General features: G+C 59.3%; 9 protein-coding genes and 1 pseudogene. 8 read left to right on the forward strand and 2 right to left on the reverse strand.

Features of this window, described 5'->3' with window-relative positions; all coding sequences use genetic code 11:
* Positions 1 to 51: 51 nt before the first annotated feature.
* From REA38_RS07470 to cobA, 8 genes and pseudogenes are all read left to right on the forward strand, one after another.
* A complete protein-coding gene (locus REA38_RS07470; protein WP_060425757.1) occupies positions 52 to 1,587 on the forward strand; it encodes a phospholipase D family protein in 1,536 nt (511 codons plus the stop codon).
* 85 nt (positions 1,588 to 1,672) lie between these two features.
* Positions 1,673 to 2,902 (forward strand): nitrate- and nitrite sensing domain-containing protein, encoded by a 1,230-nt coding sequence (locus REA38_RS07475; protein WP_308414149.1) that lies wholly within the window; start codon positions 1,673 to 1,675, stop codon positions 2,900 to 2,902.
* Positions 2,903 to 3,170: 268 nt separating this feature from the next.
* Entirely contained in the window at positions 3,171 to 4,433 is a 1,263-nt protein-coding gene (locus REA38_RS07480) for a CmpA/NrtA family ABC transporter substrate-binding protein (protein WP_060421065.1), read from the forward strand.
* A gap of 12 nt (positions 4,434 to 4,445) precedes the next feature.
* Positions 4,446 to 5,366: a nitrate ABC transporter permease gene (gene ntrB, locus REA38_RS07485; RefSeq protein ID WP_103772403.1), complete on the forward strand. Its 921-nt coding sequence runs from the start codon at positions 4,446 to 4,448 to the stop codon at positions 5,364 to 5,366.
* A 9-nt stretch (positions 5,367 to 5,375) separates the two neighbouring features.
* Positions 5,376 to 6,173, forward strand: a complete 798-nt coding sequence (locus REA38_RS07490; RefSeq protein WP_094860078.1) for an ABC transporter ATP-binding protein — start codon at positions 5,376 to 5,378, stop codon at positions 6,171 to 6,173.
* Positions 6,174 to 6,194: 21 nt separating this feature from the next.
* Positions 6,195 to 10,394, forward strand: coding sequence for a nitrite reductase large subunit NirB (nirB, locus tag REA38_RS07495; protein ID WP_308885529.1), 4,200 nt, complete (start codon positions 6,195 to 6,197; stop codon positions 10,392 to 10,394).
* Positions 10,391 to 13,056 (forward strand): annotated as a pseudogene (locus REA38_RS07500) (molybdopterin-dependent oxidoreductase). Before nirB ends, REA38_RS07500 begins: the two are co-directional and overlap by 4 nt.
* A gap of 11 nt (positions 13,057 to 13,067) precedes the next feature.
* On the forward strand, positions 13,068 to 13,997 hold the full coding sequence (gene cobA, locus REA38_RS07505; RefSeq protein ID WP_103773694.1) for a uroporphyrinogen-III C-methyltransferase: 930 nt from the start codon (positions 13,068 to 13,070) through the stop codon (positions 13,995 to 13,997).
* Positions 13,998 to 14,088: 91 nt separating this feature from the next.
* Here the strand turns inward: cobA and REA38_RS07510 are convergent, their stop codons facing one another.
* Positions 14,089 to 15,030, reverse strand: coding sequence for a sugar phosphate isomerase/epimerase (locus REA38_RS07510; protein ID WP_049196960.1), 942 nt, complete (start codon positions 15,028 to 15,030; stop codon positions 14,089 to 14,091).
* Positions 15,031 to 15,040: 10 nt separating this feature from the next.
* Positions 15,041 to 16,216: a Gfo/Idh/MocA family oxidoreductase gene (locus tag REA38_RS07515; RefSeq protein WP_308885531.1), complete on the reverse strand. Its 1,176-nt coding sequence runs from the start codon at positions 16,214 to 16,216 to the stop codon at positions 15,041 to 15,043.
* Between the last annotated feature and the right edge of the window lie 11 nt (positions 16,217 to 16,227).

Consider the following 16,227-nt stretch of genomic DNA (forward strand, 5'->3'; position numbering starts at 1 on the left):
GCAACCTAATGACGTATAAAGCAAAGCAGTCAACCTCCGAGGCCGCTTCCCGTGATAAAAATTGTCGTGTATCTGATTCTCGCCGTGACGATCGCCATTATTGCGGCCAGAGTCATCTTTCGTTTGCCGAATATCTCCCAGCGTCTGCCGCAGGCGGCATTGCCGGCGGATCCTGCCGCCCAGCTGCCGGCGCGCGCCGCCGAACTGATGGTGGCGCATCCGGGCCTGAGCGGCGTGGTGCCGCTGGCCAGCGGGCACGATGCGTTCGCCAGCCGCCTGGCGCTGGCGCGGATGGCGGAAAGGTCGATCGACGCCCAGTACTACATCTGGCATAACGACACCTCCGGGCAGATCCTGCTGAAAACCCTGTATGACGCGGCTCAACGCGGCGTGCGCGTGCGGCTGTTGCTGGACGATAACGGCGTCGCCATGGACGAGACCCTGGCGGCGCTGAACGCCCAGGAAAACGTCGAGATCCGCCTGTTTAACCCGTCAACCGTGCGCACGCCGAAGCTGGCCGGCTACGCCTTTGACTTTATGCGCATGAACCGGCGCATGCATAACAAGTCTTATATCGTCGACGGCGCCGTGGCGATCATCGGCGGCCGCAATATCGGCGACGAGTATTTCCAGGTCGGCGACGAAAACTATTTCCTCGATCTCGACGTGCTGAGCGTCGGCAACGTGGTGGCGGAGACCGCCGAGGTCTTCGATCGCTACTGGAACAGCGCGTCGGTGTTTGGCGTTGAGCAGATTATCCGGGGCAAAGGCGACCTTTCCGCCTTCCTGGCGCAGGCCACCGCGACCGAAAGCAGCGAACGGGCCCGCAAACTGGCGGTGCAGCTGGAAACCAGCGCGGTGCGCTTTCGCGATGGCGTCGTCCAGCCGGAATTCACCCAGGTAGAGCTGGTGGCCGACGATCCGGCGAAAGGGCTGGGCAAGGCTTCGCGCGATCGTTTGATGGTGACGCAGCTGAGCAAGATTATCGGCGGCGTCGGCCGGCAACTGGATCTGGTCTCCGCCTATTTCGTGCCGGGCCGGGAAGGGGCGAGCTTTTTTGAATCGCTCGCCAAACAGGGAAAATCCATTCGCGTGCTGACCAACGCGATGAACACCACCGACGTGCTGGTGGTGCATGCCGGCTACGCCAAATACCGGCGTGAACTGCTGCAGGCGGGCGTGGAGCTGTTTGAGCTGAAGCTGCGCGCCGGCCAGCCGACGGGGCGGCAGGAACTCAAACCGCTGGGGCTGTCCGGCGCGGCGCTGCACGCGAAAACCTTCGCCATCGACGATAAACGGGTATTTATCGGCTCGTTCAATTTCGATCCACGATCAGCGCACCTGAACTGCGAAATGGGCTTCTTGATCGACAGCCCGACGCTGGCGGCCGACACCCGCCAGCTGTTTGATGGCCCGCTCGAATACGCCGCCTACCGCCCGGCGCTGACGCCCGCGGGCAAAATGGTCTGGAACGAAGCCTTCGAAGACGGCCACACCGAGATCCATCAGCAAGAGCCCGGCGCCGGCTGGGTAAAACGCATCGTTCTCATCGTGGCCGGCTGGCTGCCGATCGAATGGATGCTGTAACGGCGCGGCGGTAGGGAAAAGCGCCCCTGTCTCAGGCACGTTTCTTGCTTTATCCAGGAGTCTCCTCTTATCAGCAGGTTACTCCATGGCCCTTTCTGCTCTGAGCTTTGTACAGGCGTCGAAAAAAAGCGAAATCGCGGGTTTGCAGCAGCTGTTGCAGCTGGGTGAACTGGTTGGTGCGGTCAGCCTGATGATCCACGCACTGCAACGGGAACGAGGCACCTCGAACATCTTCTTATGTTCTCATGGGAACACCTGGGGAAAGCAACTGAGTGAGCGGGCACTGGAGGTCCGGAAGGCAGAGGAGGCCGTCAGTCAGTGGCTTGCGTCTCAGGATCTTACCGGCCCCAACCTGGCGAATGCACCGCGATTACTCAGCCGCATTGCCTCGGTGTTGCATAGCCTCAGTACGTTACCGCAACTGCGTCAGCAGGTTCTTGGACTGTCTATCAGTCAGCCTGATGCCATGAATGCCTACAACGAGGTGATTCGCTCGCATTTGTCACTGGTCTTCGAAACGGCGGATATCTCCGGCGATCCGTCAATTTCACGGGCATTGCTGGCGATGTTCAGTTTTATGCAGGGAAAAGAGCTGGCCGCACAGGAGCGGGCCACGGCCGCCGCCGGTTTTGCGGCAGGGCATTTTGATGTCATCGCGCAACAGCAATTCACAGGCTTAATCGAGAGCCAGGAGCGCTGCTTTCAGACCTTCATGGAATTCGCGGCTCCCCGCTGTCTGGCAATGTGGCGGCAGCAGATGAACCAGGACAGCAGTGAATTTGAACGTTTCAGGCGAATTGCCTGCACGCGCGTCAGGCCTGGCGGTGAGACGACGGATACCGCATTACGCTGGTTTGACGTTGCGACGGCGCGAATCGATGGAATGAAAGTGGTGGAGGATGAGCTGCAAGCTGCTCTGATGGCCTCCTGCCGCCAGCGTATCCGTGAAGCACAGGCCGCCCTTGCGCTTCAGCAGCAGAATATTGACCAAATCCCCCAGTCTGAAAGCCATTACTCCGCGCTACTCTCGCCGCAGCTTAGTCGTTCGGTTCTTGAGCTTGTTGAACAGCAGTCCCGCCAGCTGCAGGCGCTCGATGCCGAACTTTCTCAACTTCGCGTCACGCTGACCGAGCGTAAGCTGGTTGAGCGGGCAAAGGGCCTGCTGATGCAGCATCAGGGCTTAACGGAACCCCAGGCGCATAAGGCACTGCTTGAGATGGCAATGAATCAGAATAAGAAACTTTCGGAAATTGCTGACGCGATGCTTGCCGTATCTGCGCTGTTAGGCAAAAACGAGCACAAACCGGGCCAATAACTGCACCTTCTGTGTGCAATTACGCTGTGCAGGATGTGCAGTTCCGGTGCACCAGAAAGGGCGTCAAAGCGACAGAATAAGGCTAACCCTCTGATTTTTTTTTGATACCGCAGGTTGGCACACAAGCTGCATTCTTTTTAATAGCAACAGCACTAAACCAATGGCGGTTTAGTCAGCATTACGGATAAAGGCGTCCGTTAGCGTTCAGGAAACTGAGCGCTAACTGGACGCTTTTTTTTTTCATTTTTCAACCTAACGGGAAGCCCTGATGACACAAGACGACAAAAAGACTCCGGGACAACTCTCCCGCCGCTGCTTTCTTGCGGGGAGTGCGGTGCTCGGCGGCAGCATGTTGATGTCAGGATTCATGAACCGGGTCTGGGCTGCCGGTTCCGACACGCCAGAGAAGAAAGAGATTCGCGTCGGGTTCATTCCCCTGACCGACTGCTCCTCAGTGGTGATGGCGGCGGTAAAGAAATTTGATGAGAAGTACGGCATTAAAATCATCCCGAGCAAGGAGTCGAGCTGGGCGTCAGTACGCGACAAACTGGTGTCTGGCGAGCTGGATGCGGCGCATGTTCTGTATGGGATGCTCTATGGCCTGCAGCTTGGCGTGTCCGGCCCGCAGCATGAGATGGCGATGCTGATGTCTCTCAACCAGAACGGGCAGGCCATTACGCTCTCTGAGCAGTTAAAGCAGGCGGGCGTGACGGATGCTGCATCGCTACAAAAAGTGGTCCAGGCCAGTGCGAAGGGGACCTATACCTTTGCGCAGACGTTCCCGACCGGCACGCACGCGATGTGGCTTTACTACTGGCTGGCAAACGCCGGTATCCATCCCTTTAACGACGTGCGCAATGTCGTGGTGCCTCCGCCGCAAATGGTCATGAACATGAAAATCGGCAATATGAGCGGTTTTTGCGTGGGGGAACCCTGGAACCAGCGCGCGATTCAGGACGGCATTGGTTTCACTGCTGTCACCTCACAGGAAATCTGGCCGGATCATCCGGAAAAAGTGCTCGGCACAACCTCTGCCTGGGTGACTGAAAACCCGAATGCGGCTCGCGCGCTGACCGCCGCGGTGCTGGATGCCTCCCGCTGGATAGACACCTCTGATGCCAATCGTAGTGAAACCGCTCAGGTCGTTGCGGCGCGGGCGTACATCAACACGCCACTCAAGACGATTCAGGGGCGGATGCTCGGCGACTACGAAAATGGGCTGGGGAAAACGTGGAAAGATGCCCACCGCATGCGCTTCTTCAACGATGGCGCGGTCAATTATCCGTATCTCTCCGATGGCATGTGGTTCCTGACTCAGCAGAAGCGCTGGGGATTGCTGGAAAGCGATCCTGACTACCTCGGTATCGCCCAAAAAATTAACCGCATTGACGTCTACAAACAAGCTGCCGCCGCGGTTGGCGGGATCAATTTGCCATCCAGCGACATGCGAAGCAGCACGTTGATTGACGGCAGAGTCTGGGACGGCAGCAACCCTGCTGACTACGCCAACAGTTTTGCAATGAAACGCTAAGTGAGGCCACAGATGTCCGTAAATTTGAAAACCAATGTCGTCACGTTGACGGAGCCTGCCGCGGTCAGCGTTGAATCGCCCGTCAGCGCAGAAGTGATCACGATCGAGAGAGCCGCCCCGGTAGCCAGAACGGATACCTTTATTGTCCGGCTTCGCGCGAGCGTTCGCCGCTTCATGCAGAAAATGATCCCCGCCATTCTCGGGGCCGTCGTGCTGCTGCTCCTGTGGCAAATCGCCGCCAGTAGCAGTAAAGGCTTCCCGACGCCCGCTCAGACCTGGGAGGCGGCGAAGGTGATTTTTGCCGATCCGTTCTATATCAACGGGCCAAACGACATGGGCATTGGCTGGAATGTCCTGGCCTCGCTACAGCGAGTTGCGATTGGTTTCGGGCTTGCCGCGCTGGTCGGCATCCCGGCCGGGTTCCTGATTGGCCGCTTCAGCTTCATCGCCAGCATGTTCAACGCCATTATCTCGCTGCTGCGCCCGGTCAGCCCGCTGGCGTGGTTGCCGATTGGATTGCTGTTGTTCCAGCGCGCGGAGCCCGCCTCGTCCTGGACCATTTTCATCTGTTCTATCTGGCCGATGATCCTCAATACCGCAGAAGGGGTGATGCGCATTCCGCAGGACTATCTCAACGTTGCGCGGGTGCTGAAACTCAGCGAATTCACCGTAATGCGCAAGATCCTGTTTCCTGCCGTGCTGCCGTACATTCTGACCGGGGTGCGGTTGTCCATCGGTATCGCCTGGCTGGTGATTGTTGCGGCTGAAATGCTGACCGGCGGCGTGGGCATCGGTTTTTGGATCTGGAACGAATGGAACAACCTCAACGTGGAAAACATTATCGTCGCCATTCTGCTGATTGGTGCCGTGGGGATGTTACTGGAGCAGGGGCTGATGGCCGTTGCCCGTCGCTTAAGTTACGACAATCACTAGGAGCCCGCGATGAAAAAAGAAAAATCGATTATCAGCGTCCAGAGCGTCACTCAACGTTTTCCTTCAGCGAAAACCACCTTTCTGGCGCTCGATAACGTCAGCTTTGATATCGCAGAAGGCGAAACGGTCAGCCTGATTGGCCACTCAGGCTGCGGAAAATCGACCCTGCTGAATTTGATTGCCGGGCTGAGTCGCCCGACGGAAGGCGTGCTGTTGTGCGACAACAAAGAGATTACCGGGCCGGGGCCAGAGCGCGGGGTCGTCTTCCAGAACCATTCGCTGCTGCCATGGTTAACCGCTTTTGAGAATGTCGAACTGGCGGTGCGGCAGGTCTTTAAAGACCAGATGAACAAAAACGAAATGCACGACTGGATTTTGCACAACCTCGAACTGGTGCACATGGAGCATGCGGCCGATAAGCGTCCGGGCGCCATTTCAGGCGGCATGAAGCAGCGTGTCGGTATCGCCCGTGCCTTGGCGATGAAACCGAAAGTTTTGCTGATGGATGAACCTTTCGGGGCGCTGGATGCGCTGACGCGGGCGCATCTTCAGGACGCCGTTATGGACATTCAGGCGCGTCTGAAAACCACCATTTTGCTGATCACCCACGACGTTGATGAAGCGGTGCTGCTGTCTGACCGCGTGATGATGATGACTAATGGTCCGGCGGCGAAAGTCGGTGAAGTGTTACAGGTTGAGCTGTCACGCCCCCGCAGTCGACTGGCTTTGTCGAACGATCCTCTGTTCCACCAGTATCGCCAGCAGGTGCTGCATTTTCTCTATGCAAAACACCGGGCAGTGGCCTGATTCCATGAGGGGAGTTGTGCAATGGCTAAACCGACTCTAATCGTTATCGGCAATGGTATGGCAGGCGTGCGACTGGTGGAATATCTCTGTGAGCTCGCACCAGATCGTTACCGTATCATGATCATCGGCGATGAAAAGCACAGTGCGTACAACCGTATCCAGCTGACGCCGGTGCTTTCCGGTGAGAAAGATTTTGGCCAGATAGTCACGCATGACGCGCAGTGGTATGAGCATCACAACATCACATTGATCGCAGGCACGGCGGCGACGGCAATCGACCGTCACGCTTGCACCGTCACGGTCGCCGGGCAGATCTATTCATACGATCATTTGGTTCTGGCCACTGGCTCACGGCCATTTCTGCCCTCCCTGCCTGGGGTCGAATTGCCGGGTATCCACGGGTTCCGCACTCAGCAGGATGTCGAAAATATTCTGCAGGGAGCCTACGCAGGCCAACCGGTTGCGGTGATCGGCGGCGGCGTGCTGGGCGTGGAGGCGGCGGCGGCCCTGGCGCGGCGTGGAATGCGGGTTAGCCTGCTACATCGCGGCACACATCTGATGGATCAGCAGCTGGATGAACACGCCGGAAAACTGTTGCACGAAGGGCTCTCATTACGCGGCATCAACGTCATTTTGCAGGCTGAAACGGTGTCATTCAGCGCTGATGCCGCTGGCAACGTCAGCAGGGTGAATCTTAATGATGGGCGCGGAATAGCGGCGGAGCGGGTCGTGCTCTCTGTGGGCGTGCGGCCGAACATCGCGCTGGCACAACGGTCAGGCTTGCCGTGCGATCGCGGTATTCTGGTGAACCCGCAGCTGCAAACCGCTGACCCGCACATCTCGGCAATTGGAGAATGTTGCCAGTGGGGCGAACTCACTTTTGGCCTGGTGGCCCCGTGCTGGCAGCAGGCTGAAACGCTGGCCTCGCGGCTGGCGGGGGGCGACAAAGCCACTTCATTCGAGGTGCAGAATGTCCCGCTGCGCCTCAAGGTCACAGGCCTGAATTTGTTCTGCGCCGGTGAATTACACAGCCGCGATGGCGCTCAGACCCATACCACCTTTGACCCGTTTGACGGGCATTATCGCCGGCTGGTGCTCTGCGACAACCAACTGAAAGGGGTGTTGCTGTGGGGCGATATCAGCGATGGCCCGCAATACCTCCAGCGGATCGGCACGCCCGCTGGTCAACCGTTGCCCTTCAGCGTCTTCAGTCCCGGTAATGAGCCGGATGCCTCTGGCTTACAGCCTGTTAAATCAGAACCGTTACCCGTCGAGGTGGCGAGGAGTCATTCAATGTCGAAACCCGTATTGGTTATGGCCGGACACGGCATGGTAGGCCATCATTTTTTAGAGCAGTTGGTTGCGCGTGAGCTGCATCTGCAATACCAGGTGATTGTGTTTGCCGAAGAGGCCTCGCCCGCCTACGACCGTGTGCATTTGTCCGAATACTTCTCTGGCCGCACGGCGGAATCCCTCTCAATGGTTGAAAAGGGATTTTTCGAATCGACCGGGATTGAACTGCGTCTGGGGCACAGCATCGGGCTCGTTGATACAAAACACCGTTTTGTGGTCGATCACCAGGGGCGGCAGACGGCTTACGATGTACTGGTGCTGGCAACAGGATCCTATCCGTTTGTGCCGCCGATCCCTGGCAATGATGCGCCGGGCTGCCTGGTTTACCGCACGCTTGACGATCTTGCGGCCATTCAGGCCTGCGCGGCAAACGGCAAAACGGGCGTGGTTGTCGGCGGGGGATTACTGGGGCTGGAGGCGGCCAACGCGCTGAAACAGCTCGGGCTGGATACGCACGTGGTGGAGTTTGCACCGCGGCTGATGGGGGTTCAGCTCGACGACGGCGGTGCCGCGATGCTGCGCCGTAAAATTGAAGCGCTGGACGTGAAGGTGCATACCGGGAAAGAAACCCAGGCCATTACTGCGGGCGAGGAGAGCCATTACCGGATGGTGTTTGCCGATGGCAGCTATCTGGAAACCGATCTGGTGCTATTTTCCGCAGGGATCCGCCCACGCGATCAGCTTGCGAGAGCGTGCGGGCTTGAAGTGGGGCCGCGCGGCGGCATTGTGATTGACGATCGCTGCCAGACGTCCGACCCGGCTATTTATGCGATCGGCGAATGTGCGCTGTGGAACGGGCAGGTCTTCGGCCTGGTGGCGCCGGGTTATCAGATGGCCCGCGCGCTGGCGGATACCCTGACGGGCGGCGACGCCGTCTTTAAGGGCGCGGACATGAGCACCAAACTTAAGCTTCTTGGTGTTGAGGTGGCATCGATTGGTGACGCGCATGGGCGTACCCCAGGTAGCCAGAACTACAGCTGGGTAGACGGTCCGGCGGAAGTGTATAAGAAAATCGTGGTATCGCAGGATCGCAAACGGCTGCTGGGGGCGGTGCTGGTGGGCGACAGCGCGGAATACAGCACGTTGCTGCAAATGATGCTCAACGATATGCCGCTGCCAGCCAAACCTGAATCCCTCATTTTGCCTGCCGGGTCGGGCGCAGACAAACCTGTGCTGGGCATCGCAGCCCTGCCCGATAGTGCGCAAATTTGTTCCTGCCACAACGTCAGTAAAGGCGATGTCCGTAACGCCGTGAAGAACGGCTGCCACGATATGGCGGCGATAAAAGCCTGCACCAAAGCGGCGACGGGCTGTGGGGGCTGCGCCGCACTCACCAAGCAGGTGATGGAATATGCGCTGTCCGACATGGGCGTCGAGGTGAAAAAAGACATCTGTGAGCATTTCGCGTATTCGCGCCAGGAGATTTATCACCTGGTTCGGGTAGGCAATATCCGCACGTTCGGGGAACTGATTGAAAAGCACGGCCACGGCAGCGGGTGTGAAATCTGCAAACCGCTGGTCGGATCGATACTGGCATCATGCTGGAACGACTACCTGTTGAAACCGCAGCATTTGCCACTGCAGGACACCAACGATCGTTATTTCGCCAATATCCAGAAGGACGGGACCTATTCCGTCGTGCCGCGCGTTCCGGCGGGAGAGATAACCCCCGAAGGGCTTATCGCCATCGGCGAAGTCGCCAGGCGTTACAAGCTCTATACCAAAATTACCGGAGGGCAGCGAATCGACCTGTTCGGCGCGCGTCTGGAGCAACTGCCGGAGATCTGGCAGCAGCTGGTTGATGCCGGTTTTGAAACCGGTCATGCCTACGGCAAATCTCTGCGCACGGTGAAATCCTGCGTCGGGTCGAGCTGGTGTCGCTACGGCGTACAGGACTCCACCTCGCTCGCGCTGCAATTAGAGCACCGCTACAAAGGGCTGCGTTCGCCTCACAAAATCAAAATGGCCGTCTCGGGTTGTACCCGCGAGTGTGCCGAAGCCCAAAGTAAAGATGTGGGGGTAATTGCCACGGATAAGGGCTGGAACCTGTATGTCTGCGGCAACGGGGGAATGAAGCCCCGCCATGCTGATTTGCTGGCGCAGGACATGAGCACAGAGCAGCTCATTCGTACCGTTGACCGCTTACTGATGTTCTACATCCGCACCGCTGACCGGCTGCAGCGCACCAGCACCTGGATGGATAACCTCGAAGGGGGCATCGACTACCTGCGCCAGGTGATTCTGGACGACAGCCTGCAAATTGCGGATGAACTGGATCGTGAAATGTCTGCGGTGGTGGCGACGTACCAGTGTGAATGGCTGACCACTCTGGCCTCGCCGGATCGCCTGGCGCTGTTCAGACCGTTTGTAAACAGCGAGGTCCCTGACGAAGGGGTCGTGATGGTGAGCGAACGTCAACAACTGCGGCCTGCAACGCATGAGGAGCGCAGCATGCTCGCCGTGCCTGCCGCAGAAAATACGCAGGAGCCTGCACCGGGCTGGGTGGAAGTGTGCAGCCTGAGCGCCATCCCGGCGAATGCGGGAATGGCGGCGCGCCTGGCAAGCCAGCAGATTGCGCTGTTCTATCTGCCCGGTCATCCACAGCAGGTTTTTGCGCTGAGCAATCATGAACCAGACAGCGACGCCAATGTGCTGGCGCGCGGGCTCGTGGGGGATGTCAAAGGCGAACCGGTGGTGATTTCCCCGCTCTATAAACAGCGCTTCAGCTTACGGGACGGCCGCAGCCTGGACAATTCGCCGCATGCGCTGCGAAGCTGGGCGGTGAAAGTGGAAGATGGCCGCGTCTGGGTTCAGCCACAAATGCAGGGCGTTGCGTCCGCCAAAATCATTGAAACGGTCAACCTATGAAAACAGCGTCTCCGGTCGTGAAAACCACCTGCGCCTATTGCGGCGTGGGGTGCGGCGTTAGTATGCAGCCACAGGCTGATGGCTTCGCCGCCAGCGGCGACCCGGCACATCCGGCGAATCGCGGAAGGCTGTGCGTGAAGGGCAGCGCGCTGGGTGAAACGCTGGGCTTACAGGGGCGTCTGCTCCAGCCTGAAATCCATCATCAACCCGTGAGCTGGTCGCAGGCGTTAGACGCTGTCGCACAAGGGCTACAGGCGACGATTGACGAGCATGGACCTCAGTCGGTCGCGTTTTATGGCTCGGGCCAGCTGCTGACGGAGGATTACTACGTCGCCAACAAGCTGATGAAAGGGTTTATCGGGGCGGGCAACATGGACACCAACTCCAGGTTGTGCATGGCCTCCGCCGTGGTGGGCTACAAGCGGGCGTTCGGCGCCGATGCCGTCCCCTGCAATTATGATGATCTGGAGCAGGCAGACTGCGTTATTCTGGTAGGTTCGAACACCGCCTGGGCGCATCCGGTGGTGTATCAGCGGCTGGCGAAAGCCAAAGCGGAGAGGCCGGAGATGCAGATTATCGTCGTTGATCCGCGTAAGACCGCCACCTGTGATATTGCCGATCTGCATCTGGCACTGCGTCCGAGCAGCGATGCGGCGCTGTTCTGCGGCGCACTGAACGAGATGGCAGCGCGCGGAAAACTGGATACCGCTTTTCTGCAGCACCACACGAACGGGGCAAAAGAAACCTTACAGACAGCAAAAGCGTGGAGCCTGGAGAAGACGGCGGACTATTGCGGGATCGCCTCCTCGCAATTACAGGCGTTTTATCAACGGATAGCCCGGAGCCAGCGGCTGGTCACGCTGTATTCGATGGGGATCAACCAGTCCAGTTCGGGCGTCGACAAATGCAACGCGATAATTAACCTGCATCTGGCAACCGGCCAGATTGGACACGCTGGCAGCGGGCCATTTTCGATAACGGGCCAGCCGAATGCGATGGGCGGACGTGAGGTCGGCGGGCTGGCAAACCAGCTGGCCTGCCATATGGGATTTACCGCCGAAGAGATTACACGGGTCGGGCGTTTCTGGCACAGCGATAACGTCGCGCAGAGCCCTGGACTCAATGCCATCGATCTCTTCCGCGCTATCGAGAAGGGAGAGATAAAAGCCGTCTGGATCATGGGCACCAATCCGCTGGTGTCACTTCCGGATGCCGATCGCGTGCGGGCCGGTCTGGCGCGTTGTCCTCTGGTTATTGTGTCCGACATTCTGCGTGACACGGACACCACCCGCGCCGCGCATATCCTGCTGCCCGCCCTGGGCTGGGGGGAGAAAAATGGCACGGTGACCAATTCGGAACGCTGTATCTCCCGGCAACGCGCGTTTCTGGCTGCACCTGGGGAGGCCAAACCTGACTGGTGGATCCTCAGCCAGGTTGCGCAGCGGCTGGGGTTTGCGGAGGCCTTTGCCTGGCAGCATCCGGCAGATATTTTCCGCGAACATGCGGCCTTGTCCGGCTTTGAAAATGCAGGCACTCGGGCGTTTGACATCAGCGGGCTGGCGCAGTTGTCCAATGAAGAATGGGATACCCTGCAGCCGATCCAGTGGCCGGTTAATGCCGCACGGCCGCAGGGTACGCCGCGACTATTTACAGATAAAACCTTTTTTCACCCTGACGGTAAAGCGCGGTTGATCGCCGTCACCCCGGCGCTGCCCGCCAGCCAGCCCACTGCGGCTTATCCGCTGATCATGAACACCGGAAGGGTGCGCGACCAGTGGCACACCATGACGCGAACCGGCAAGTCTGCTCGCCTGATGCAGCATATCAGCGAGCCGTACTGTCAGTTTCATCCAGATGATGCGCCGGGCATTCAGGCGGGTGAGTTGCTGCGTGTAACCTCATCCCATGGCTGGCTGCTGTTACGCGCGCAACCCGATCATCTTCAGCCTCGCGGCAGTATTTTCGTGCCGATCCATTGGAACAGCCATTTTAGCCGGCAGGCCCGGGTCGATGCGCTGATAGCTCCCGTTACCGATCCTCTTTCCGGGCAACCGGAAAGTAAGCATATGCCGGTCAATCTGACGAAATGGAAAGCGGCTTGGTATGCAGAGCTGTTTATTCGGGGAGAGGGGATCGCCGCGCCTGCCACCGCCTACTGGAGCCGCATCACCCAACCGGGCGTCACGCATTTTACGTTAGCGGATTCTTCGCTCCAGGAGGAGTGGATGGCGTGGCTGAATGAACATTATCCGCTGGAGGGGAAACCTGCCAGAGCGCCCGGATGGGGGATGAGGGCTTCAACCTGCTGGTGTGGGCGCAGGGCGAACTGCAGCTGGCATTTTACGCGCGCCGAAGCCCACTGCTGCCGGACAGGCAAGCGATACTGTCTGCCTTTATCACCCCGCCGGACACGGCACCGCAGCGGCTGGCGTTACTGGCGGGCCAGGCCGGCAGCCATAAGGCCGCCACCGGCAAAATGATTTGCAGCTGTTTTTCTGTTGGCGAAGCGCAGATTGTCGACGCCGTGCGGCAGGGATGCCACAGCGTGCAACAGCTCGGCTCAAAGCTGAAATGTGGCACTAACTGCGGCTCCTGCGTGCCGGAGCTGAAAACGTTTATTGCCGGCCAGCTGGCCGCCCTGACGATGGAAGAACGCCCATGAAAACTAGCAACATGTTGCCGATAGCGCAGATTATGGCCCTGGCAGACCAACGCAGCCCGGTGCGCCGGGGTGACGTCTGGCTGGTGGGCGCAGGGCCGGGTGATACTGAACTGCTGACCCTGAAAGCGCTGCGCGTTATCCTGCAGGCCGATGTCGTGGTCTTTGACCGGCTGGTGTCCGATGCGGTGCTGGCGCTGACGCCGGACACTGCACTGCGGATCGATGTCGGCAAATCCCCGCGCAATCATCGCCTTGAACAGCATGAAATCAATATGTTGCTGGTTGATCTGGCGCTGGCGGGGCACCGTGTAGTGCGCCTGAAGGGCGGCGACCCGTTCATCTTTGGCCGGGGTGGGGAAGAAATGGCCTGCTGCCAGCAGAAGGGGATTGTGTGCAATGTTGTGCCCGGTATCACGGCGGCAATGGGCTGTGCCGCAGCCAGCGGGATCCCGCTGACGCACCGAAACCTGGCACAGTCCGTCAGGTTTGTCACCGGACATGGCCCGGAAGGGGAACCGGACGTTGACTGGTCAGTACTGGCCGCCGCGCGCCAGACGTTGGTCTTCTATATGGGGATTGCCAACAGCCCTGTTATCAGCCAGCGCTTGATTGCCCATGGCTTACCCGGCTCAACGCCCGTGGCGGTGATTGAACGCGGCACTCAGCCACAGCAGCGCGTGCTGGTGGGCACTCTGGATGCATTAGGAAAGATCGTTGCAGAGGAGCAGGTCGAATCACCAGCCCTGGTAATTATTGGTGAGGTGGTGGGAATGTACCGGCCGATTGCCGAACTGCCTGAGAAGATTCTTCCGCAGATGGGCCGTTCTGAACCGGCTTTGCCAGCCAGTCTGAAGTGGCCGGCGAAAATGGACAGCATAAGCGTTATTCTGGAATCATCCTATGACCATATCTGGCACGCAAGAGACGGTCACAATAGCTAAAACATCTAATCGAACCAAGGACACGGGGATGGTTAATCCCCGTGTTTGTGGTGAGAAAGAGGCGCAGCGGTCATGGCCGCCGCGCAGGGTGTTATTGGCTAATCGATTGCTGCAGCGCCTGAACGGAAGAAACGATGCCGGCATCAACCGACATGGTCAGGTCTTCCATTTCCAGCGACACCCAGTCGTTGTAGCCCATCATGCGCACCACCGAGAAGAACTCCTTCCACCACTGCAGATCCCGCCCGCAGCCGACGGCGACATAGTTCCAGGCGCGGCCGGCCACGTCATCGATCGGTTTGGTCTCCAGCAGCCCGTTAACCTCGACGACGCCGCGCTCAAGGCGCACGTCTTTGCCATGCACATGGTGAATGGCGGGGCCAAGGGCGCGGGCCACCGCGATGGGATCTGCCCCCATCCAGAGCAAGTGACTGGGATCGAGGTTCAGGCCCACCATCGGGCCAACGGCCTCGCGCAGCCGGAACAGCGTTTCCGGGTTCCACACCAGCATGGCGCTGAAGTTTTCCAGCGCAAAGCGCTCGACGCCGCACGCTTTGGCTCGGGCGACCAACGCCTGCCAATAGGGGATCGCCACGTCATTCCATTGATAGTCCAGGCAGTTTTTCACCGTGGGCGGCCAGCTGACGGTATAAGTGATCCAGTTGGGGATGGTGTCATGCGGGCTGGCCGGCGGCAGGCCGCTCATCATGACGATCTTTTTCACTCCCAGCAGCCCGGCCAGCTCCAGCGTATTGTCGGTTTGGCGCTGATGGCGTTGCCCCAGTTCGCCGGGATCGAGCGGATTGCCGGAGACGTTGAGCGCGGCGATCTCCATGCCGCGGCTGGCCAGCGCCTGCAGCAGCTGCCGGCGTTTGGCGGGGTTGGCCAGCAGATCGTCGGCATCCAGATGGGGCGCCGGAGACCAGCCGCCGGTGGTCATTTCCACGCCGCGCACCCCCAACTCCAGCAGCCGGTCCAGCATCTGCTCGAAGGGTAAATGGCCCAGGCTATCGGTACAGAATGAAAGTTTCATGGTGCTTTCCTTATTGGTAATTAACCCAGGTGGCGCCGTTGTCGGCGGAACGAACGCAGTTTTCAATCCAGCGCACGCCTTCCAGCCCGGCGTCGATATCCGGGTAGATTAGCGTGGCCAGCGTCTGCCGATCGCCGCGCTGGCTGGCGCTGATGGCGATGGCGAACTTGAGGTAAATATTGGCCCAGGATTCGGCCATGCCTTCGGTGTGCAGCGCGCCGAGCCGCTCTTCGGCCAGGGCGCTGTCGTCCAGATAGGGCATGCCGTGGTGCAGGATCTGGTTGGGCCGCCCCTGGATCTCATAGCGCAATTCGCCGGGGGCAGCGTCGCTCCACTGCAGGCTGGCGAGCGAGCCCACCACGCGGATGCTTTGGCTGTCCATCGCGCCGGCGTTGACGGCGGAGGCCCACATGCGGCCGACGGCGCCGTTTTCGTAGTGCATCAGCACCATGGCGTTGTCTTCCAGCGGGGCGCGGGAAGGAATAAAGCTCTGGCGATCGCACAGCAGGGAGGCAATCTTCATATCGGGCATCACCAACTGCGAGATGTAGAAGGTGTGGGTGGAGATGTCGCCCAGCACAAAAGAGGGGCCGGCGATTTTCGGATCGACGCGCCACTTTTGCGCCTCGAACTTGTCTGCGCTTTCGTTGGCATTGAAGCCGTGGGTGTACTGCAATTCGACCATGCGTATTTCGCCAATGTCGCCGTTCGCGATCATGGCGCGCATCTGCATCAGCAGCGGATGGCCGGAGAAGCCGTAGGTTACGCCGACGATCAGGCCTTTCTCCGCCGCCAATGCCTTGATTTCTCTCGCCTCCGCCGTGGTGAAGAACAGCGGCTTTTCGCAGATGACATGCAGGCCGGCATTCAGCGCGGCGCGCGTAATTTCATAGTGGGTGCCGTTAGGGGTGGCGATGGTCACCACCTCAACGCCATCTCCGCGGTTGGCTTCTTGCTCCAGCAGCTGTTGATAGCTGTCATAGCAGCGTTCGGCGGGCACGCCGAGATTAACGCCAAACTCGCGTCCGCGCGCCGCGTCGATATCAAAGGCGCCGGCAACCAACCGATAGGCGGTGTTGTCGCGCAGTGCGCCGGAACGGTGCTTGTAGCCCACCTGGCTGAGGCGGCCGCCGCCGATCATCGCCCAACGCAGCGGGCGAGGGATGCTTCTTTCACCATTTAACATGCTGACTCCTG

Source organism: Serratia sp. MF1(2023) (assembly GCF_030954545.1).
In the GTDB taxonomy this organism is placed as follows: domain Bacteria; phylum Pseudomonadota; class Gammaproteobacteria; order Enterobacterales; family Enterobacteriaceae; genus Serratia; species Serratia sarumanii.